The following is a 21,704-nucleotide window of genomic DNA, read 5'->3' as shown; positions in this document are numbered from 1 at the left end:
GCGAAACGGCCGGGCAACCACACCGCTCACCAAAGCGGCACGATCACCCGGCCCTCACACCCTCAACAACGAAAAGAATCAGGCCCCGCCACCAGCAGAGAAAATATCCTGCGAGATCTTCTGCAACTGACCCCGCAACTGCTCCAGCTCTTCCTTGGCCTTATCCAACGCAGCCTTCGTCTCCGGCCACGTCGAACCACGGAACTCAGCAGCCAACGGACCATCCCACACATTCGGATCCGACAACACACGGCCCTGGGCATCCAACGCAGAAATCTGATCCGTGAAACCACCAGTAATGATCGACTGCACCTGACCGATAGCAGCCTTGGCCTGCTCAGTAGACAACACACGCGACATAGAACTTTCCTCCCAATAAGAACAATCGCAACACCAGGAAAAACCCCCGGCGACCAGACGGACACTAAGCTACCAGCACCGCGGCCAATTAATCCAACAAAAATACAAACCGATGCGGCTTGTGAGACTGTTCGTGACCTGCACGGATGCCCAACAGGGTGAGATTAGTCCATTCGTCGGTGCAATCCTCTATGATGCTCAAGGCACCGTGAACGGAATGAGGGGGACGATCCATGCCCAGGCATGCAACTTTTAGGCAGCACCAACCAGGGCGTCGCATCCCACCGGGCCGCGCACTGGGCATCGCCCTGATAGCACTGGGACTGATCGCGACCACGTCTTGCACGCAGACTCCCGAGCCAGAGCCGGTGTCCAACCCGGTCAAACTCCTGCAGAGCGTCCGCGTGGGCCTGTCCCCAGCCGCCGGAGTGCAGAAGATCGAAGGCACCACCATCTCCGTGTCCGCTGCGGGTGACTCTTCGGCGGAAAACACCACCTATGACACCGCCCAGGTAGTGGGCGAACTCCCGGTGCGCGTGAGCCTCCAGTATCGTGCCGGCGAGAAGTCGGGCTCCGACCTTGCCGAGTTGAAAGGCCACACCGGCCCGGTGGAGATCAATCTGACGCTTGAGAACCTCACCGTCAAACCACAGACCATCCAGTACGACGCCGCCGGCCAGGCCCGCTCTGACACCGCCCTGGTAGGCGCCCCGCTGACCATCGCTGCGTCCACCAAGCTCCCGGGCATCCGGGCGGACGACGTAACACCCGGCTCGGCCGACGGCACTACAGGTACCAACGGAGTCCTGAGCAGCACTGAAGACGGCGCCACTGTAGTCCAGTGGGCTACTGTACTGGCTCCCCCGCGTTCCGGCGCCAGCACCACGTTGCGCCTCAGCGCCGACGTGAAGGACTTCCAGGTTCCCGAGTTCGACGTCGCAGTCCAGCCTGGCCTCAATACAGACCTCAGTGCCAACGGCGTGCTCTCCAGCGCCTTCTCCTCCGGAACCGGTTCGGAGATGGAGCTGCAGCGCCGCACCATTTCGCTGGTATCTGATGTCAACACCGTCCTGGCGAAAGCCGGATCCACCATCACCGATGTCCGCCGGAACCTGCAGGCAACCTCACAGACTCTTGGCGCGAAGACAGCCGGTGAACTGCGGGACAACTCCCAGGCCCTTGCCGCGACGATGTCGGACCTGAAGCAGCAGCTGCAGGTTCTCGGCTCTGATTTGGAGTCTTCAACCACTGCCACCCAGTCCACCACCATGTCGCAGTTGAAACTGACGGTCTCCGCCGTGGATGCAATGCTGGGTGACACTTCCGCGACACCGCCGGTCACCCCCATCACCGGTGACGGCTGCACCGCCGAGGTGGCCAAGGCCGCACCGGCAGCCACCGTGTACTCCAGCGTTCTCACCATGTCCTCACAGCTGGACGCCTACGCGAAGGTCAGCGCGAGTTGCCGTGACACTGTTGCCGGTGCACTCAAAGCGACCATGGGACCCGAAAACCCCACCGCTGCGGAGTGCGCTGAACAGGGTTCCATGACCTGTTCCCTTTATGGTTCGGCTGTGACAGTTACCGGAGCGCTTCTGGGCCTGGTGCAAAAGGGCGACGAGCTCGTCTCCGGTCTCCAGCCGCAGGTCATCGAAGGCGCGATCAAAGACCAGGCAACTTCCGCCGTCGCACTTGAAAAAGTGCGCACCGACCTCGGTGCGATGCTTGACGGCTCTGTAACGTCCGAGGATTACAGCAAGGCACTCGCGGCACTGGACTCAGCCATCAAGTCTGCGGCCGACTCTGCAACCGCGACCCGAAAAGCAGCCACCGCAGCGCAAAACAGCGTTGACGCCCTCCGGCAGAAACTCCTCGCCATCGCTGCCAATGCCAAGGCAGCAAAGGGCGAACTCGGTCAGGGAACCTGGCTTAACGGCTCCATGGTGCAGCAAAACCAGAAATTGGCCGACGAGCTCTGCAAGTTGTCCGACGACGGTCTCATCCCGGGCAAGGGCAAGCTGTCCGCAAAGGACGTTGACCGGCTGCGTTCCTACCTCACATCAGTGCCGTGCGAACCGACTGATGAAGACGGCAACCCCTCACCCGCGCTGAATCCGCCGCCGGGCTTCAAGGAGCCTTTGGACGTGCGGCTCGAAGGTCAGTCAGCTGCCTGGGACGAAGTCCTTGCAGCCACCGACACGGCTGCCGCCGATCAGGCAATCGGCCAGGCCTTCACGACTCTCGAAAAGACATTCGACGACGCCGACACCAAACTGGAAGCGATCAAGACCACCGTCAAGGCGCTCGACGGCGCCGCAACAGGAAACGTCAACGGCACCAAAAAGGGACTTGAGGCGCTCGATACTGCACTCGCTGACGCGATTGACTCCTCCGGCACAGTGACCACGGCACTCGCGAAGTTGAAAGAGCAGCAGGACATGCTGGGCGAAAAGATCAAGGAATCACTCCGCGACGTTTCGGCCGAAACTGCTGCCGAGGTCTACAAAACCGTGGACGAACAAGTGAGGCAGGTTGCCGACATCGGCGATGCCAGCTCTGAATCCGTGACCACAGCCTTCAACCGGTCCATTTCCGGGCTCAAGTCCACCTCGGACGATGTTGTCAAGGACGCCGAGGGAACTGTCAACAAGCAGCGTGACGAACTCTTGGGGCAGAGCGGTGACCTGACTGCCGCCCTGTCCAAGAGCACACAGTCCTCACTGGACAACATCGCATCGAGCACGTCCGGCTCCACCCGCGACGTCGAAGGTGCCAGCGCCCTTCTCGCCTCCAGCCTCAACAAAGTGATGTTGGACCTTGGTGACCGGGCGGTCAATGGCTCGGGCCTGCTCGGCTCGATGGCCACCAGCGCGGCGAAAGCGGACACCGCGGACTTCCAGTTGGCTCTTGCCTCCCAGAACGCCGAAGGCTACGCCAACATACGCTCCCGCGACGTTGCAGGACTTCTCCTGCGCCAGGCCCAGTTCAAGGCCTCGCTCACTGCGGTGGATGAATTGCCGCCGTTCCAACTCGAAGTGCCGGCCGGTGCGACGTCTCAGACGCTCTACACACTGAAGATCGGTGGTGCAGTATGAGCCCCCGCGCACGTCTCTTCGTACTGATCGCTGCGGGAGCCGCCGTCGTTATTGCCGCAGCGGCAGTCCTGGTGATGACGCTGAACCGCCCCACGGAAGCTCCCCGGCCCGATCCTGTGGCCGCAACAGTTCCTGTTGCCCTGAAAGCTGACGGCCTGCCGGCGGACTTTTCGATCGGCGTCGTCATGACATTCGGCCAGTCCGGTGAGCCCGGCACCGAATACAACCGCGCAGCACAGGGTGCCGTGGTGGCAGCGCAGCGTTTCGCCCAAGGCGGGGCGACAGTCGCCCTGCCGACCCAGAATGACCAAGGCACCGAAGAAGGCGCTCGTGCCGCAGTTGGCGCCCTTGCCGAGCAGGGTGTGTCCGGCGTCGTTGTTGCAAGCACTGGGCCTCAGGCCCTTGCCGCCGCGAAAGCAGCTGAGGAGCGCAACCTCCCGGTCATCCTGCCCTACGGCGAGGCGTCGGAACCGACCCAAACGACGTGGACCACTGGACCAACGTCAGCCTCTGTCCAAGCCGCTCTGGGGACCGCACTTGCCGGCAAGAGCCGGGTGCTGCTGGTCAGCGACGGCGGCCAGGTTCCGGCATCCGTCACTCCCGCTGACACACTGACGCTGGAGGGCTTCACCGAGGTAGCCGACCTTGCCCAGGAAGCAGCCATCCGTACGGGCGACCAGCTCCGACCTCCGGCCAAGGACGCGCCGGCGGATGCTGAAGGCACACGGATTGCCAACCCTGCCGACGCTGTTGTTGTGTCGGCAGCAACGCCGCAGCGCCTGGCACGGCTGGTCCAAGCTCTCCAGTCACGCGACGTTTCCGTTCCGCTGGTACTTCCCGACGGCGCCATCACCCCCGCGTTCGCAGCCTCGCTCTCGGAACTGGACGGCACCGCTTCAGGACAACTTGTCAGCGTCGCGCCGGCGACCGGCGATGCAATCGCGCTTCAGCAGGACGCCCAAGGGCGGGGCATGTCCGCCTTCCTCTCCGGCATCAGATTGGCTGGAGGGAATCCGGAAATCAAAAACCTGACGGACGATACTCCCTTCTCCGCCGATGCCTGGGCCGCGGACGCCCGAAGCCATGACGCCGTGGTGGCCCTGGTCCGGGCAGCTGCACTGGCCGGCAGCAAGGAACCATCGAAGGTCGCAGCGTCGCTGCGCACCCTGTCCTTCGGCCCCGGGGAAGGCCTCGCCGGACCGCCACTGGACTTCTCGCAATCCCAAGCACTGACTGCCGATGCGATCCCCGTCTTCGCGTCCCCTCAGGACCTCGGTCTTCGTCCGGCAGACGAGAACGCTCCACGGCTCGTCTGGGTACCGGCACCAGCCAGCCCTTAACCACCCTTTCTGTCCCCAGACCTGAGGGGAACAGTTCCACTACAGGAGGAGCGCCCGGTGCGTGTGCTGATCGACCTGGACGATCGTCGTTTCGAGTGCGAGGTTGCCCATGCTGCGCCCGCCACCACGTTGTCCGACTTAGTGGAAGCCGCCGGCGGACCCCGTGTTGCCCCTGAGGAACCTGTGTTCGTCAACGAAACAGAGGTCCGGGGCGCCACTCCACTGTCCGAGCTGATTCTGCTGGAAGGCAGCCGCATCTCACGCGCGCCGTGGCCCGCGCCGCACCGTGTCCGTGGTTGGAGCCTGACCCTGGCCGGCGGTCAGCGTACGGGTGGGGTGGTGGATGTTCCGGAAGGCCGTGACATGCTCATCGGCAGGTCACCCCATGCGGATCTCAGCCTCCCTACCGAAAGCGCGTCATGGGATCACTTCCGCCTTCGCCGCGAAGAGGAGGGGCTCCGGGTGGTGGATGGCGGTTCCACCAACGGCACCTTGGTCAACGGGGAACCTGTTGGCGAGGACGGGGTTTTGGTCACTCAAACGGCCACCATCACGGCAGGTGGCACGGTCCTTCTCCTCCGCCCCGCCTTGGATGAGACCCCCGCTCCCGCGCCAGGCAGCCTGCACAACCTGACCCCGGCAGCCACTGCTCCCTTTAACAGGCCACCGCGCCCCGGCCGCGCACCCGCGGGGGATCCTCTGGTCCCGCCGAGCCGCAAGGACGTTCCGCCAGCCAACAAGTTCAGTTACATCACGGTGCTGGCGCCGCTGGTCATGGCCGTTGCGATGGTGATGATCCTGAGGGACATGCGCTTCGCGATGTTCGCCATGCTCAGTCCGGTGATGGCGGTGGGCATGTGGTTCGAGCAAAAGCGCCGCCATGCCCGGGGCCTTAAGGAAGAAGCAGAGCGCTTCGACGGAGCGCTCAAGGAGTTTGAGCAACAGATCCGCACAGCCGCCGAGGTGGAAACTGCCCGCCGGCACAAGATGGTCCCCGATCCCGCTACGGTGGTCCGCCGTCCGGCACTTCCGGCGACATCACTGTGGCAGCGCCGTGCTGACTCGGACGACTTCCTGGTCCTGCATGCGGGCACGGGTGACGTGCCGTGGAAGCCCGAGGTCGACCGTGCTGCGGGCTCGCGCCCGGACGAAAAAGTCAAGGAAACCCTCACGGCAGCCCGTCTCCTGGCAGCTCCCGTACTGGTGGACCTGACCGACGCCGGCGTAGTAGGCATTGTTGGCTCGCGGGAAGGCGCCATGGCGTTGGCCCGTTCACTGGTAGCCCAAGCCGCGGTGCATGTCGGTCCGGCAGATCTGACGATCGGCGTTTTCTGCGACGCCGGCCGGGCCGATGAATGGGAATGGGCCTCCTGGCTCCCCCACACACGCCAAACCGGCAGCAGCACGGGCGATCGCTGGATGTCCGCGCACCGTGAGACCAGCCTGGCCATGCTGCGCATGCTGAAGGACTCAGTGGAGGAATTGCCCACCCCGGCGCTTATGGTGGTCCTCGATTCCGACGTACTGACAGAGGGCAGGGACGCCCCTGCCCGCGCATTGCTCGGCATGGGGCGTTCCGTTCCCGGTGGCCACATCAACCCGCAGCAGCGGCCACCCCGCGTGGCGGGCATTGTCATAGCGACGTCCGAGGAACAACTGCCGGCGTCCTGCACCACCATCATCAAGGTTGGGACGGATGCTGCAGCCACCGTTGACCAGCCTGAGGACCTGACCCGCGTGGAGGACGTCATCCTGGCAGGTCTCGACCAGGAAGAAGCCCTGCGCTGCGCCACACGCTTGGCACACTTCGATGATCCCGAACTCAGCGTTCCCGGGGCCTCCTTGCCCGCACTGGTACGGATGCCGGGCCTGCTGGGCTACGAGCGTCCTGATGCAGCGACGATCCGACGCTTGTGGGAGGCCCCCACCGGCGTTTCCACACCGATAGGCACCGGCGAAAACGGACCCCTGACCCTGGACCTCGTCAAGGACGGACCGCACGGGCTGGTGGGCGGCACCACCGGCTCCGGAAAGTCCGAATTCCTGCGCTCCCTGGTAGCTGGCCTCGCCGCCCGCAACGATCCCACCCGATTGAACTTCATTCTGGTGGACTTCAAGGGAGGGGCAGCCTTCAAGGCCTGTGAGCGCCTCCCGCACACCATCGGAACCATCTCCAACCTGGACGAACAACTGGCTGACAGGGCCCTGATCGCCCTGGAAGCAGAGATGGAGCGCCGCCAGCGGGTTTTCGCCGAGGCAGGCGAGGGAATCGACAACCTCAATGCCTACTTGGCCACGAACCCCGCCGAGCCGATGCCGCGCCTCCTGCTGGTGGTCGATGAGTTCGCCATGCTGGCCAAGGATTTCCCGGATGTCCTGACAGCCCTCGTCAGCATTGGCGCCGTGGGCCGCACCTTGGGAGTGCACATGATCCTGGCCACGCAACGCCCCGCCGGTGTGGTGAGCGATGACATTCTCGCCAATACCAACCTTCGGGTAGCGTTGCGCGTCCAGAGTCGCGACGACTCCAACAACGTTATTGGCGTCCCAGCCGCCTCAGCGATCGGCCGGGCCCAGATGGGCCGCGCCTTTGTGAAACTCGGCCAAGACGACATCACGCCCGTCCAGACCGCGCTGGTCACCGGACAGGCACAGCTCGACGGCGGTCCCGCCGTCGATGTTCGCGACATCCGGCAGTTCGGTGTCCCCGCTCCCGCGCCGGTACTTCCACGGTCCGCTGCAATGGACGAAAACGATCTGGATCTCCTTATCGACGCCGTTGTGGATGCCAATGCCGAGGCCGGATACGCCCCTCCGCGGCAGGTCTGGCCGGAGGCGCTGGGCGAGCGGGTGGAGCTTGAGGGTTTCGCGGTGGAAGCCGATTCTGTGGATGAGTCCCCCCGGGTACTTCCGACAGTGGGTCGTGTCCGCGGGTCCACCGTCCTGGTGACCCTGCTGGACGAGCCTGACTTGCAGCGTCAGTCTGCCGCCGGATGGGATCTGTCGGTGGGCAACCTGATGCTGATGGGCGTGGCGGGCTCAGGTACCAGCACAACCTTGGCGTCCATCGCGTTGACGCTTGCGAAGAATTCAGATCCGGCCGACTTGGATCTGATGATTCTGGACATGGGTTCCGGTGACCTTGAGATGCTCAAACGCCTGCCGCACACGGTGGCATATGTGGGAACCGGTGCCGGCGCCAAGGAGCAACAAGCGCGTTTCCTGCGGCACCTGAACACCGAATTGGAAAGTCGCAGGGCAGCACCGGGTACGCATCGCCGCACTGTGGTCCTGCTTGACGGCCTGGCATCACTGCGCGACGAATTCCAGGACTTCGAAGGGCAGCAACTCCTTGGCCTCCTGTACCGGGCCTATGCCGACGGGCCGGCGCTGGGGCTCTCCTTCGCCGTGACCACGACCCGAGCCAAAGCAGTTCCTTCTGTGATGAATGAAGTAACGCTGCAGAAGTGGCTGTTCCGGCTTGCCGACACCTACGACTACTCGTCGCTTGGGGTGCGGGCAAAACATGTCCCGGCCGCCCTCCCCGGACGTTGCGTGGATCCGCGGACCTCCCTGCAGATGCACGTTGCTACTCCCGGCATCGGGTTGGAAGCCGCTGTGGACCGTGTCCGCCAAGGCTGGGGAGATGCGCCTGCCAAGACCACGGCGATCAGGAGCCTGCCCACCAACGTCACCATGGCGGATCTCGGCGTGAAGCCACAACTCGAGACCGAGCCGTGGCACATCCCCGTGGGAATCCGCGAAACAGACCTCTCACCGGCCTTCCTGGAAATTTATGAGGGCGAGCACGCCCTGATTGCCGGGCCGGCCCGTTCCGGTAAATCCACCGTGCTGCTGGCTCTGGCCGAGGCTGTCCGTGGCGTATCCACCTCCCGGGGCCCGGCCCAGGTCTGGGGAATCTGCGACCGCCGCTCCCCATTGGCCACTGCTGATCTGGACCGGATAGCCGTAGGCACAGACGAAGTGCCTGCGTTGTTGGCTTCACTGCGGATCGACCGCGGCCCGGTGTTCCTCTTGATCGACGACGCCGAACGCTTCGAGGACACCGATCAGTCCATTGCGGGGATCGTAGCCTCCGGGCCACCGGGACTCTGCATCATTGCCTCCGGGCGGGCCGCTGACCTCCGTGGGCTTTACAGTCACTGGACCAAGTCCATCCGCAAATCCCGTCTGGGCGTCGTGCTCCAGCCCGACGTCAATTACGACGGCGAGCTGCTGGGTGCCACGCTTCCGCGGAAGGCACCCGTGGCGCTCACCGCCGGACGCGGATACCTCGGTGTGGGCGGACAGATGTCATTGATCCAGTCCCTGAGCCCCGGGAGCTAACCCAACAGCAGACACTTTGCAGGGGTCCGCGGGACGGGCCCGGACATCAGATCGACAGCTTTGGAGAGTACGGACATGCAATTGGCACAAACGGGTCAGGCGTTAGGCGCGTCCTACCGCTTTGGGGAGCGGGTGGGCTCAGGGGCTGTGGGCGAAGTCTGGACGGTCACGTCCACAGACGGCCGCACCCTGGCGGCCAAAGTCCTGCGCCCGGAGCATGCCGATGACCCCTCCTTGGTAGAGCGGTTCGTCCGCGAACGCTCCGTGCTGCTTGGTCTGCAGGATTCCAGCATCGTCACGGTACGGGACATGGTGGTTGAGGGCGAACGGCTGGCCATCGTCATGGACTACATCGCGGGCGGCTCGCTGCGCGACGTCGTCAAGGACGCAGGCCCGATGCCCTCCGAAGAAGCAGTGAAAGTTGCCGCCGAAATCTTCGATGCCCTCGCGTTCGCCCACTCGCGGGGCGTGACGCACCGTGACATCAAGCCGGACAATGTGCTCCTGGCCCGCCCGTGGTCCGAGTGTGAAAGCGGCGACGTGCGTGTGTCCGACTTTGGCATTTCCGACGTCGTGGGCGAGAAAATCCGCCAGACGACAGGCCTGATCGGCACTCCGCAGTACATGCCTCCCGAACTCATCAGCCAAGGCCGGTCCGGGCCCGCCGGAGATGTCTATTCCACGGGAGTCCTGCTCTACGAACTCCTTGCCGGCCGCACGCCGTTCGCGGGTCCGGGGACGGACTTCAGCGTGGCTTACCGCCATGTCTCTTCGCGCCCACCCCGTATTCCCGTGGATGACGCCTTGTGGGGCGTCCTGGATCGGCTGTTGTCCAAAGACCCCAACCAACGACCAACGGCCGCTGAGGCTGCGTCGACCCTCCGACGCCTGGCGCCTGGTCTTGCGGGCAAGGCCGCCCTGCTCCGCGGGACAGCGCCCGAAGAGTTCGACGACGTCGAACGTCCCGCTACCGTCGTCCGCGGCGCCTTTACCGATGACGAACTCGCAGCCTTTGCAGCGGTCCCACCTTCCGGCGTCGATGTTGAGGCTCCGGACCTGGGGCAGGCCGGCAGCGCTACCATTGCCCGCCCCATGCCGCGCCGCGAGGTCCTTCCCCAAGCGGAGGAAAAGGCAGAGGAAAAAGACTCGACCCCGTTTTGGCGGACACGCAAGGCGCTGCTTCTGGCCGCCAGCGCGGTCTTCCTGATCGTGGCCATGGTGGTGGGTTTTATTCTCCTGTCCCCCACCACCCAGCAGGCAGCACCCCCGCCTCCCGGACAGCAGCTGTCAGCGCAACTGCAGGACCCTGCCCTTCCGACAGGCCTCGCCATTTCGCGGAGCGCAGCGTATGAGCCTTCGTCCGGCCAGGTCCGTTTAACGGTGTCCTACTCGGCGCAGAAAGCGCCCTTGTCCGGTGAGTTCCTGGAGGTTATCCCCGGACTTGCCGACGGCGAAGCATGCCCGGCTGTGACGTGGGATGGTGGCACGGTGAGCCGTAACCAGGCTTCCATCACCGGCCTGGATGTTGAATGCGGCTGGAAGCTGTCCGGGGTGGAGATTCCCGCCGGAGGATCTGTACAACTGACCGCCAAGGTACCTGTGCAGCCCGCGGACCAGAAGGCAATGGATGCCTGGCTTCGCAGCTCATCGGCTGCAACCACGGCTGCCACGCAAAACCCTGCCGTCAAAGGCACCGCGTACCCGGTGCAACGCCTCAAGGGCGTAGAGGTCCGCACCCCTGCCCGCGTTGTCACGCCCAGTCCCCTGAAAATCACGCTGGTTCCAGTGTGGGCCGGAGGCGCCGATGAACTCAATCCCCTCTACGTCAGCCCGGCCTCGGGTAAGCCATCGCAGATGCTCGACGCAGTCACCGGCGGTGAAAAGGGAGTGCGGTTCGCCGACGGTTGTGGCGGAGCGCTGGCGGTGGACAGCTCAGGACTCACTGTCACAGCCCTGCAGATCACGCCGCAATGTACGGTCCGGGCCAGCGTGGGAAACTTCACCGAGCTCCAGTCCGCGCCGTTCGGCATCACATCCCGGGAGAACTCGGGCGAGTAGCTCCCTCTCACATGCGCCGAGGGGCGGGATCTCACCCTTTTCACGCTGTCAAAGGGGCGAGAGCTAACCCTTCGGCGAAGCCAGGAGTAGATTAGCCTCGGATGCCACAAGACACCCTCGGAACCAGCGCGGACCGCGGAGGCAACAATGGCCGGGACCACCAAAAGAACCAGCAAAAGCACCGATTACGAGTTCGTCACCGTGTGGCGTGTAGCGGGAACCCGCGAGGAAGTGGTGGACATCCTTGGTAATGCAGCGGCGCTCAGGCAATGGTGGCCGTCTGTCTATCTCACGGTCACTCCCGTGGCCGACGGCGGACCCGAGGGCGTTGGTGCCGCCTTCGACCTTCACACCAAGGGCTGGCTTCCGTATACCCTGCGTTGGCGTCTGACCATCACAGAGCCCGTGAGCCTCGACGGCTTCGCCCTCACCGCCGCTGGCGATCTCAACGGAACAGGCCGCTGGACGTTCGAAACCGACGGCCCGGAGGTGGTCATCACCTACGTTTGGCGGGTCAGCGCGGCCAAGCCACTGCTCCGTTGGCTGAGCTGGCTGCTCAAACCCGCATTCTCGGCCAACCATCACTGGGCCATGGCGCGAGGCGAGGAGAGCCTCAAACTGGAGCTCCGCCGTCGTCGTTCCACGTCGATAGCGAAAGTGCCCCAGCCCCCACAACCAACCTTCGTCCGGCGGGCGAGGGGTTAGCTCTCACCTCTTTCGTCGCTGCCAAAGTGCCGAGAGCCAACCCCTCGACGCACCTATCCACATAGCCACCCATCCGAGGCCAGACCGGCGCCGAACTCCCGATAGAATCGAGACGCCGACAATCAAGCAACAGATGAGATCAGGGAGGACCACGTGCGCACATCGCGGACCAGGGCTCCCTTCCATGCGCTGCGGTCGGGCGCCGTCTCTCTTGTGGTGGTTCTCCTCGCAGCAGGTGCCCACATTGCGGGCGGCGGGACGCTTCCCACGGCCCCGGTCCTGTTGGCGCTCGTGGTGTTGACGGCTCTGGTGGCAACACTGGCTACCCGTTTCAAGCTGAACCTCGTCTCCATGGCGGGCCTCTTGGGCGCGGGACAATTGGTGCTGCACGAGGCCTTCACCGCCTTGGGGCCCATCACGGCCATGGGTCCGGCAGCAAACCACCACGTCGGCGGCGATTCCTTGAGCCCCGGCATGGACATCGCAGCAGCGCACACCCATGAGCTCGGGACGGCTTTCGGCACCCTGATGCTGGTGGGCCACGTCCTTGCTACCTTTGCTTCTGCGGTCGTCCTCACCAAAGGTGAAGATGCGCTTTGGCAGTTGGCGGCCTGGCTGCGGCCGCTGCTCGCCCTGCCCACCCTGGTGTTCAGGCCCGACGCCGGTGCCTCGCCTGCCGCAGTTGGCGCACCAGATGTCTTCATCCCCCGCCCCTGGCGGAACCTCAGGCAAGACAGCCGACGCGGCCCGCCCGCCGTCGTCGTACTTCCCTAGTTCCGCCCGGCACCAAGGCGACGCAAGAGCGCGCCGCAAACGCAAAGCCTTTGCATGGTGACGGGCCTTCAACCCGTACCCCCGCGCCGCCTCAGCCGGCGCCCCTGAAAGGCAATCCCATGAACAAGTCCGCCCTCCGTCGCACCCTTTCTGCTACCGCCGTGGCCGGTGGAACCGCCGCCCTGATGATGGCAGGTCTGGCCGGAGCTTCCGCGCACGTTTCCGCCGACCCAAACAAGACCGCTGCCAACTCGTACGCTTTGGTCACCTTCGGCATCCCCCACGGTTGCGACACGTTCGGCACCACAAAAGTTGCCATTTCACTCCCCGAAGAGCTGAATGACGCACAGCCGACCGTCAACCCGAACTGGACCGTGGAGAAAGTCACGGAGACCCTTGCCGAGCCCAAGAAGCTGGATGACGGCACCTCCATCACCAAACGCACAAGCCAGATTGTGTACACGGCCAAGGCTCCGCTTGACCCTCACCTGCGTGACGCGTTGGTCCTGTCGGTCAAGCTGCCGGACGCCGCCGGCAAGACCCTCTATTTCCCCACGCTGCAGACCTGCGAGCAGGGCCAGACCGACTGGTCCGAGATCGCCAAGGAAGGCCAGGACCCCCACGATCTCAAGGCGCCAGCGCCGTCGGTCACCATCACTCCTGCCGTCGCGGAAGGTGACCACCACGCTGCAACCGCCGTCTCCACTGAGCAGGCCTCCGCAGTGACCCCTGACGACGGCTCGCAGGCACGCAGCTGGGCCGGTCTGATCGCCGGCATCGCTGGCCTGGGCCTGGGCGGTGCTGCCTTCTTCCGCAGCCGCGCTGCCAAGCCCGCAGTGATCAAGGCTGATTCCTCCAAGTAGTTAACCCCGGGTTGGCGCCCGGAAGATTACGATCCGGGCGCCAATCCAGGCTCTTCACCGTGGCTCAATTGACTCCCGTCATGACCGGGGCAAGGCTGGTGCCCATGTGGACTCAGCGCATTAAAACCGGACTTGTCACGACGACGGCAGCCGCTTCATTGCTGCTCCTGGCGGCTTGCGGGCCAAGCCCCAGCCCGGCGGGAACCAGCAGTGCCCCGCCCACTTCCTCAACTCCGTCGGCCTCGTCGACACCCAGTTCACCTTCGGCAACGGCCACAACGACGCCATCGCCGTCGGCGACCGCCACGTCCGCCGCGCCAGCAGACGCCACCCTGTGCAAAGCGGCGTCGCTGACGGCGGCTACCGATTCAACAGGCGGCGGAGCAGCAGGCAGCATCTACGAAAAGCTGATCCTGACGAACTCCGGCACAACCCCCTGTGTCCTCGAAGGCTTCGCCGGCGTCTCGCTGACCGCCGATGCCAATGGTGAACCGATCGGCGAACCGGCAACCCGCGAGACCACCACCCCGGTCACCAAGATCGAGCTGGCCCCGGGCAAGTCTGCGTGGGCTGAAATCCGTTACACGCAGGCCGGCAACTACGGCGATTGCACCAAGGTCCCTGCCGCCGGCTTCCGGATCTACCCGCCAAACGACACAGCATCGCTGTTCGTCGCCGAGCCCCACGATGCCTGCAGCAACGCCGGTATCAAGCTCCTGACCATCACCGCATTCCAGGCAGTCTGACACTGTCCCCCACGGCGCCGTCTTATTCTGTCGGGGCCGTGGGGCATGATGGATGAATGCAGGAGCCGCAGGCGTCGGATGGCGCCATCAGCCGTTTCAGCCAGGCAACCAGAGAATGGTTCCTCGGCGCTTTTTCCGAGCCCACTCCAGCGCAGGACGGGGCGTGGAACGCGATCTCGTCAGGCTCGCATGCGCTGGTGGTGGCACCCACTGGTTCCGGCAAAACCCTCGCAGCGTTCCTTTGGGCCTTGGATCGGTTGCATTCCACACCCTCGGACACCCTCCCAGGGCTGGAGGCTGTCCCCGCCAACGGCAAGGGCCGCGCCAAACGTCCCAAGACCAAAACCCGCGTCCTGTATATCTCCCCACTCAAGGCACTCGGGGTGGACGTAGAGCGGAACCTCCGTGCGCCACTGATAGGCATCACCCAGACGGCCAAGCGACTAGGGCTGCCTGCACCGCTCGTGACAGTCGGCGTGCGTTCAGGAGATACGACGGCGGCAGATCGCCGAACGCTGCTGACCAACCCGCCGGACATCCTGATCACCACGCCCGAATCCCTGTTCCTCATGCTGACCTCCCGTGCCCGGGAGACGCTCAGCGAAGTGGACACCATCATCATCGACGAAGTGCACGCCGTTGCGGGTACCAAACGCGGGGCTCACCTTGCCGTCTCGCTGGAACGTCTGGATGCCTTGCTTCCCAAGCCTGCGCAGAGGATCGGGCTCTCGGCCACCGTCCAACCGCGTGAGTTGGTGGCGCAGTTCCTGGCGGGCCAGGCTCCAGTGGAAATCGTGGCTCCACCGTCCAAGAAAAACTGGAACCTCACAGTCACCGTGCCTGTGGAGGACATGTCAGACCTCCCGGGTGCCGCGGGAGCATTTGATTCCGGGCCGGCGTCGGGCTTGCAGCCCCAGGCGTCCATCTGGCCCCATGTGGAGGAACAGATTGTTGATTTGGTCCTGTCCAAGCAATCCACCATTGTGTTTGCCAATTCCCGACGCCTCTCAGAGCGCCTGACAGCACGGCTCAATGAAATCTACGCCGAACGGCAATTGATGGCAGTGGGCGGTGGAGAGTGGGCAGCACCGGAGGCCAGCCCTGGCGCGTCGGGGTCCATAGCTCCGGCAGTTCCGGCATCAACAGCCACCCCGGCCCACATGATGGCTCAGGCCGGCAACACCACCGGCGCCGATCCTGTCCTGGCCCGGGCCCATCACGGCTCGGTCTCCAAGGACCAGCGGGCCATGATCGAGGACGACCTCAAATCCGGCAGGCTCCGCTGCGTGGTGGCAACTTCGTCACTGGAACTGGGCATCGATATGGGTGCGGTGGACTTGGTCATCCAGGTGGAGTCTCCGCCGTCGGTTGCCAGTGGCCTCCAACGGGTAGGACGCGCCGGACACCAAGTGGGTGAGATTTCCGAAGGAGTGCTGTTCCCCAAGCACAGGGCGGATCTCCTGCACACGAGTGTCACCGTGGAACGCATGCTGAGCGGGCAAATCGAACGCTTGAGCATCCCCACGAATCCCTTGGACATCCTGGCCCAGCAGACGGTGGCGGCAACTGCGCTGGGGAGCATCGACGTCGAAGACTGGTTCAGCACCGTCCGGCGTTCCGCACCGTTCGCCAGCCTGCCGCGATCCGCGTTCGAGGCCACCCTGGACCTCTTGGCAGGCCGATACCCCTCAGACGAGTTCGCCGAGCTGCGGCCGCGCATCATCTGGGACAGGCATGCAGGAACCATCGAAGGCAGGCCCGGGGCCCAGCGCCTGGCAGTAACCTCCGGTGGCACCATCCCGGACCGGGGTCTGTTCGGCGTGTACATCATCGGTACGGAAGTCGAAGGCTCAGCTTCCCCGGGCAGCGGGGATGGGAGCGAACCCACTGCCTCCGCCCGCGCGGCCAAGGGCGGCCGCCGTGTAGGTGAACTCGATGAGGAAATGGTGTACGAATCCCGGGTGGGCGACGTCTTCGCACTGGGCGCTACCAGTTGGAAAATCGAAGACATCACCCACGACCGCGTCCTGGTCTCCCCGGCCTTCGGCCAACCCGGCAAGCTCCCCTTCTGGAAGGGTGATTCGCTCGGCAGGCCCGTTGACCTGGGCCGGGCCTTGGGCGCGTTCATCCGGGAACTCTCCGCAGCGGACGAGGCTCCCGCCATGGAACGCTGCCAAGCCAGCGGCCTGGACGCCTTCGCGGCAAGCAACCTGCTTCAGTACCTCAGGGAACAGAAGGAAGCCACGGAGATCGTCCCCAGTGACCGAACCTTGGTGGTCGAACGCTTCCATGACGAGCTCGGCGACTGGCGGGTAGTCCTCCACAGCCCCTTTGGCATGCCCGTCCACGCCCCCTGGGCGCTGGCCGTGGGGCAACGTCTGCAGCAGCGTTACGGACTGGACGGTTCCGCGATGGCGGCCGACGACGGCATCGTCCTGCGCGTGCCCATGATGGAAGATGAGCCGCCCGGCGCTGAGCTGTTCCTGTTTGACCCGGAGGAACTGGAACAAATCGTCACCGCCGAAGTAGGGGGAAGCGCGCTGTTCGCCTCCCGGTTCCGCGAGTGCGCAGCCCGGGCGCTGCTGCTGCCGCGCCAAAACCCCGCCAAGCGCCAGCCGCTGTGGCAGCAACGGCAACGCTCGGCCCAGTTGCTGGACGTCGCCAGGAAGTATCCTTCGTTCCCTATCGTGCTCGAAACGGTGCGCGAATGCTTGCAGGATGTTTACGATCTGCCCGCACTCAAAGACATTGCGGCGTCTGTGGAGCGTCGTGAACTCAGGATCGTGGAGACCACCACGCAGCAGCCGTCCCCCTTCGCCAAGTCGCTGCTCTTCGGCTATGTGGCCCAGTTCCTGTACGAGGGCGACTCCCCCTTGGCGGAACGCCGGGCCGCTGCCCTGGCGTTGGACTCCACTCTCCTCAACGAACTCCTGGGGCGTGTGGAACTGCGCGAGCTCCTGGATGCGGCAGTTATCGACTCCACGGAAAGGGAACTGCAGCGGCTGGCCCCTGACAGGCGAGTGCGTGGGATGGAGGGTGTGGCTGACCTGCTGCGGTTGTTGGGTCCGCTCAGCGTCGAAGAAGTGGCGGAACGGCTTCAAGGCGTGGAGCCCGCAGAAACAATGCTGCAGCCCGGAACACTGGAGCAGCATGTCAGCGCAGATCATCCGGACGGCGCCGAACACCTGGAGGAAGCTCCGCCGGCCGCGCCACCGGGCACCGTCACCGACGCCGGATCCCACCTCGCTGCCCTGCAGAAAGCCAACCGAGCGCTTAAGGTGACCATCGGCGGCGTCGAACGCTTCGCTGCGGTGGAGGATTCCGCAAGACTCCGCGACGCAATCGGCGTTCCCTTGCCGATGGGTGTTCCTTTGGCGTTCATTGAGCCGGTCAATGATCCTTTGGGTGACCTCGTCTCCCGGTATGCACGCACACACGGACCGTTCACGGCGTCGGAAGCAGCCTCAAGGTTGGGACTCGGTGTAGCGGTGGTCAACACGGCCCTGAAACGCCTGGCCGGGGACGGCCGGGTGGTGGAGGGAGAGTTCCGTCCACACGCTGTGGCCGAACCCCAGCCCATGGCGGAAGGAGCGGATCGCGAGCTCATGACCCTGGACGCCCCGCCGTCCAGCGAGTGGTGCGATGCCGAAGTTCTGCGCAAGCTGCGCCGCCGTTCCCTTGCTGCCCTCCGCGCCGAAGTGGAGCCCGTGGACACCGCCGCTTACGGGCGGTTCCTGCCGGCTTGGCAAAACGTCACCCCACCGGGCAAGTCGCGCAGCCAGGCGTTGCGCGGACTAGACGGCATCATCACGGCCGTGGACCAGCTGTCCGGCGTACCAATCCCCGCCTCAGCCTGGGAGCCTTTGGTGCTGGCGAGCCGGGTGGCGGACTACAAACCGGCCATGCTCGACGAACTGATGGCCGCGGGCGAGCTCCTGTGGTCCGGTGCCGGTTCCCTCCCGGGAAACGACGGCTGGATCAGCCTCCACGTGGCCGATTCCGCCGAGCTGACCCTCAACCCCTCCCCCGAGTTCGAACCCGGAGACGCACAACAGCGGCTCCTGGAGCACTTCAGCGCAGGCGGTGGCTACTTCTTCCGGCAACTCACTGACGTGGCAGGCGGCATGGATTCGGTGTTGAGCGACGACGCCGTGGTCTCTGCGCTGTGGGACCTGGTCTGGGCCGGCCGGGTGACAGGAGATACTTTTGCCCCGGTGCGCGCCATGATCGCCGGCGGCAAAACCGCACACCGGCAGGTGGCCAAGGCCCCGAGGGCGCGGGCTCCCCGCCTCAGCAGGCTGGGGCGCTCGCACGGGACCGGTCTGCTGGGCTCGCCCGGGCTTACCGGCGGTCGTTACGGCTCGGTATCAGGCGGAATTGCTGCTGCACCGCCGTCTGCTGTGGGCCGCTGGTCGGCCCTGCCTGCCCCGGAATTGGATCCCACCATCCATGCCCGCGGCACGGCCGAACTGCTGTTGGACAGGTACGGCGTGGTGACCCGCGGTTCAGTCATGGCGGAGAACATCATTGGCGGCTTCGGGCTCATGTACAAAGTGCTTGCCCGGTTGGAGGAGGCAGGCCGGTGCCGCCGCGGGTACTTTATCGAGCATTTGGGTGCTGCCCAGTTCGCAGTCCCGGCAACGGTGGACCGGCTGAGGTCCTTCACAGAGGATGCCCGCATTTCCAAGGCAGAACCGTCGGCTTTGGCCTTGGCCGCAACGGATCCGGCCAATCCGTACGGCGCGGCCCTTCCGTGGCCTGCTTTGTCAGTCGACGCCGGGTCCGGGCACCGTCCCGGTCGGAAGGCCGGAGCGCTGGTGGTGATGGTCGACGGCGCGTTGGTCCTTTACGTGGAACGCGGCGGCAAGACGCTGCTCACGTTCAACCAAGACGAGGCCGTGCTGACACTTGCGGCCCAGGCTTTGGTGGATGTGGTGCGCCGCGGCGCCGTGGACAAGCTCTTCATGGAGAAGGTCAACGGCCACGACCTCCTCGAAACCCCCATTGCCGTTGCCCTGGCAGCAGCCGGCGCCTACTCCACTCCGAAGGGACTCCGGATCCGTGCCTGAGGGTGATTCCATTTGGCGCGCTGCATCGCGGCTGAACGAGGCCTTGGCCGGGCAAACCATTACCGCCTCCGACTTCCGTGTGCCACGCTTCGCCACCCTGAACCTCGCAGGCTGGACCATGACCGAGGTGGTCCCCCGAGGCAAACACCTCTTGATGCGCCTCACCGGCCCCGTGGACGAGGCACCCGGCGCCAGCAAAAGGCCGCGTGCCCTGACCATCCACTCCCACCTGAAAATGGAGGGGAACTGGATGATCTATCCGCCGGGTGGTCGATGGACCAAGCCCGGCCATACGGCACGTTGTGTGCTCCGCACAGCCACGGCTGACGCAGTGGGGTTCTCGCTGGGCATCCTGGAAGTGGTGCCCACCGCCGAGGAAGACAAGATAGTTGGACATCTGGGACCGGACCTGCTCGGCCCTGATTGGGACGAGGACGAGGCTCTGCGGAGGCTGCGGGCCGAGCCGGACGTCACCGTAGGGTTTGCGCTGTTGGACCAGCGGAAACTGGCAGGCATCGGCAACATCTACCGCTGCGAAGCCTGCTACCTCTCCGGGATCCACCCCGCCCTCCCGGTGGGAGAGGTTCCGGATCTGGCAAAGACGATCAACGATGCCAAACGCCTCCTCGGCGAAAACCTTGGCCCAGGCCGGCGGACCACTCTGGGCCCACGCGCCTTGAGGCCCGGGTATTGGGTCTACGGCAGGGAACGACAACCGTGCAGGCGCTGTGGCGCCACGGTTCGGCGTGGCCTGTTGGCCGGCCCGGATGGAACCGAGGAACGGGACATCTACTTCTGCCCGCGATGCCAGCCGGCCCCGTAAAGCGGAAACGGCAAACACTCCAGCGGAAAACCAGCCCCGCCGTAGCCCGCCGGCCGGGTCCGTGACAACCAACCCGGCCGGGCGAACCACCAGCCGCCGCGACGACAACGCACACCCACGGCTCCGGCCGACTACTCCAGGAAGCTCCCCAGCCGCCCCAGCAATACTCGACCAAGCCCCGCAAAGGCGCGCGCCGCCGTCGGACGCTTTCCTACGCCATCCGCCACCACTTCTGGTTGGCGGACCCGGCGCAATCCCATAATTGCAGCCGTGCACCGTTGGATGGATTCCAATCGGCGACGTCAACACACTTATTGGCCTGTGGATTAACCAGGTCTCCGGCATCGTTCAGGACGAACTTCTGCGCTGCGTTGCCGTTGCACCCGGTGAGTTGAATGCGTGCGCCGTTGGATGTGGATCCCCAAGCGACGTCCATGCATTTGCCCAGTGAGCGGATGGTGCCGTCGGCGGCGAAAGTCCACTGCTCCGAGGCTGCTGTGTCGCAGTCCCATAGCTGGAGTTGAGCACCGTCCACGGCTTGCCTCCCGGCGACGTCGATGCACCTGCCCGCGTAGCCCTGGATCCGGGTTCCGGCCGCGCTTGCAGGTGGTGACGGAGGGGCAGCGAGTTCATAGACCCGGACGTAATCGATCAGGAGGGACTGCGGAAATGCTGTGCCTGCGTCCGGAGCTCCCGGCCAGTAGCCGCCGACGGCCAGGTTCAGCAGGAGGAAGAAGTTGTGATCGAAGACCCAAGGGCCCGGAGTTGTTGCTTTGGTTTTCCGTGAGTAGGGAGTGCCGTCGATGTACCACGTGATGGATTCGGGCCCCCAGTCCACAGTGAACGTGTGGAACTCGTCGCCCAAGGGTTTGCCGTTCGGCAGGGTGTAGCTGTCGTTGGACGAGCTCGCCCCCGAGTAGCCAGGGCCGTGGATGCTTCCCCACACGGTTCCAGGTTCCTTGCCGACATTTTCCATGACGTCCAGTTCCCCGCTGGCTGGCCAACCGTCGGTGAAGACGTTGTTGCCCAGCATCCAGAATGCGGGCCACATACCTTGCCCTTGAGGTAATTTGAGCCGGGCTTCGAACCGACCTTGCGTCCGGCTGAATTTTCCGGCGGTGAGGAGGCGTGCGGACGTGTATTGGCATGAGCCGTAGTGGCACTGGTAGCTGGCAGGATTCTCCTTGCGTGCCGTGATGGCCATGTTTCCCCTGCCGTCTGCTGCGGCATTCCTGGGGCTGGATGTGTAGTACTGAAGTTCGCCGTTGCCCCAGCCGGATCCTCCAGTGTCGTAGGACCATTTTCCGGGGTCCGGCGCGGTGCCGGCAGGGCCGTTGAACTCGTCACTCCACACCAAGGCACCCGGGGCCGGCATGCCCGCGGCGGCCATTGCGGACGGCTCCGGAGCTATGACAGCAGCTGCGAGGGTCAGGCCGGCGACGAGCATCGTCAGGGGCATGAGTCTTCGCTTCATGGTTGCCACTCTGACGGTGCGGCAATCCGCGCGCAAGCCTTTTCAGGACG

Annotated in this window: 12 protein-coding genes; 10 read left to right on the top strand and 2 right to left on the bottom strand. The window is 64.8% G+C overall.

The window, feature by feature from the left end; genetic code table 11:
- Positions 1-78: 78 nt before the first annotated feature.
- Positions 79-360 carry a hypothetical protein gene (locus ABIE35_RS16810; RefSeq protein ID WP_026547649.1) on the bottom strand — a complete coding sequence of 94 codons (282 nt, stop codon included), beginning with the start codon at positions 358-360 and terminating at the stop codon, positions 79-81.
- Positions 361-593: 233 nt separating this feature from the next.
- Here ABIE35_RS16810 and ABIE35_RS16805 point away from each other — a divergent pair, with 233 nt between their 5' ends.
- The 10 genes from ABIE35_RS16805 (at position 594) to ABIE35_RS16760 (ending at position 20,180) form a co-directional block, all read left to right on the top strand.
- The gene (locus ABIE35_RS16805; protein WP_354516684.1) at positions 594-3,455 is read left to right on the top strand and encodes a hypothetical protein; all 2,862 of its coding nucleotides are present in this window, start codon (positions 594-596) and stop codon (positions 3,453-3,455) included.
- Positions 3,452-4,795 carry a type 1 periplasmic-binding domain-containing protein gene (locus ABIE35_RS16800; protein WP_354516682.1) on the top strand — a complete coding sequence of 448 codons (1,344 nt, stop codon included), beginning with the start codon at positions 3,452-3,454 and terminating at the stop codon, positions 4,793-4,795. The genes ABIE35_RS16805 and ABIE35_RS16800 overlap by 4 nt, the downstream gene beginning before the upstream one ends.
- 57 nt (positions 4,796-4,852) lie before the next feature.
- Positions 4,853-9,142 (top strand): type VII secretion EssC family protein, encoded by a 4,290-nt coding sequence (locus ABIE35_RS16795; RefSeq protein ID WP_354516680.1) that lies wholly within the window; start codon positions 4,853-4,855, stop codon positions 9,140-9,142.
- Positions 9,143-9,217: 75 nt separating this feature from the next.
- A complete protein-coding gene (locus tag ABIE35_RS16790) occupies positions 9,218-11,200 on the top strand; it encodes a serine/threonine-protein kinase (RefSeq protein ID WP_354516678.1) in 1,983 nt (660 codons plus the stop codon).
- A 147-nt stretch (positions 11,201-11,347) separates the two neighbouring features.
- Positions 11,348-11,905, top strand: a complete 558-nt coding sequence (locus ABIE35_RS16785) for an SRPBCC family protein (RefSeq protein ID WP_354516676.1) — start codon at positions 11,348-11,350, stop codon at positions 11,903-11,905.
- Positions 11,906-12,058: 153 nt separating this feature from the next.
- A complete protein-coding gene (locus ABIE35_RS16780) occupies positions 12,059-12,679 on the top strand; it encodes a hypothetical protein (RefSeq protein WP_354516674.1) in 621 nt (206 codons plus the stop codon).
- 119 nt (positions 12,680-12,798) lie between these two features.
- Positions 12,799-13,542, top strand: coding sequence for a YcnI family copper-binding membrane protein (locus ABIE35_RS16775; protein ID WP_354516672.1), 744 nt, complete (start codon positions 12,799-12,801; stop codon positions 13,540-13,542).
- A gap of 104 nt (positions 13,543-13,646) precedes the next feature.
- Complete coding sequence (locus tag ABIE35_RS16770; RefSeq protein ID WP_354516870.1) at positions 13,647-14,288, top strand: DUF4232 domain-containing protein; 642 nt, start codon at positions 13,647-13,649, stop codon at positions 14,286-14,288.
- Positions 14,289-14,344: 56 nt separating this feature from the next.
- Positions 14,345-19,357 carry an Lhr family helicase gene (locus ABIE35_RS16765; RefSeq protein ID WP_354516670.1) on the top strand — a complete coding sequence of 1,671 codons (5,013 nt, stop codon included), beginning with the start codon at positions 14,345-14,347 and terminating at the stop codon, positions 19,355-19,357.
- Positions 19,350-20,180 carry a DNA-formamidopyrimidine glycosylase family protein gene (locus tag ABIE35_RS16760; RefSeq protein WP_354516668.1) on the top strand — a complete coding sequence of 277 codons (831 nt, stop codon included), beginning with the start codon at positions 19,350-19,352 and terminating at the stop codon, positions 20,178-20,180. The genes ABIE35_RS16765 and ABIE35_RS16760 overlap by 8 nt, the downstream gene beginning before the upstream one ends.
- A 211-nt stretch (positions 20,181-20,391) precedes the next feature.
- Here the strand turns inward: ABIE35_RS16760 and ABIE35_RS16755 are convergent, their stop codons facing one another.
- Complete coding sequence (locus ABIE35_RS16755) at positions 20,392-21,654, bottom strand: ricin-type beta-trefoil lectin domain protein (RefSeq protein ID WP_354516666.1); 1,263 nt, start codon at positions 21,652-21,654, stop codon at positions 20,392-20,394.
- Positions 21,655-21,704: the final 50 nt, after the last annotated feature.

This window comes from Paenarthrobacter sp. 4246 (assembly GCF_040546855.1).
Taxonomy (GTDB): domain Bacteria; phylum Actinomycetota; class Actinomycetes; order Actinomycetales; family Micrococcaceae; genus Arthrobacter.
This window is presented reverse-complemented; position numbering and strand designations above follow the sequence as displayed.

Excerpts from the sequence above, each read along its gene's own strand:
- ABIE35_RS16810 (WP_026547649.1), bottom strand. The coding sequence starts at position 360 with ATGTCGCGTGTGTTGTCTACTGAGCAGGCCAAGGCTGCTATCGGTCAG.
- ABIE35_RS16805 (WP_354516684.1), top strand. The coding sequence starts at position 594 with ATGCCCAGGCATGCAACTTTTAGGCAGCACCAACCAGGGCGTCGCATC.
- ABIE35_RS16800 (WP_354516682.1), top strand. The coding sequence starts at position 3,452 with ATGAGCCCCCGCGCACGTCTCTTCGTACTGATCGCTGCGGGAGCCGCC.
- ABIE35_RS16790 (WP_354516678.1), top strand. The coding sequence starts at position 9,218 with ATGCAATTGGCACAAACGGGTCAGGCGTTAGGCGCGTCCTACCGCTTT.
- ABIE35_RS16785 (WP_354516676.1), top strand. The coding sequence starts at position 11,348 with ATGGCCGGGACCACCAAAAGAACCAGCAAAAGCACCGATTACGAGTTC.
- ABIE35_RS16775 (WP_354516672.1), top strand. The coding sequence starts at position 12,799 with ATGAACAAGTCCGCCCTCCGTCGCACCCTTTCTGCTACCGCCGTGGCC.
- ABIE35_RS16770 (WP_354516870.1), top strand. The coding sequence starts at position 13,647 with ATGTGGACTCAGCGCATTAAAACCGGACTTGTCACGACGACGGCAGCC.
- ABIE35_RS16765 (WP_354516670.1), top strand. The coding sequence starts at position 14,345 with ATGCAGGAGCCGCAGGCGTCGGATGGCGCCATCAGCCGTTTCAGCCAG.
- ABIE35_RS16755 (WP_354516666.1), bottom strand. The coding sequence starts at position 21,654 with ATGAAGCGAAGACTCATGCCCCTGACGATGCTCGTCGCCGGCCTGACC.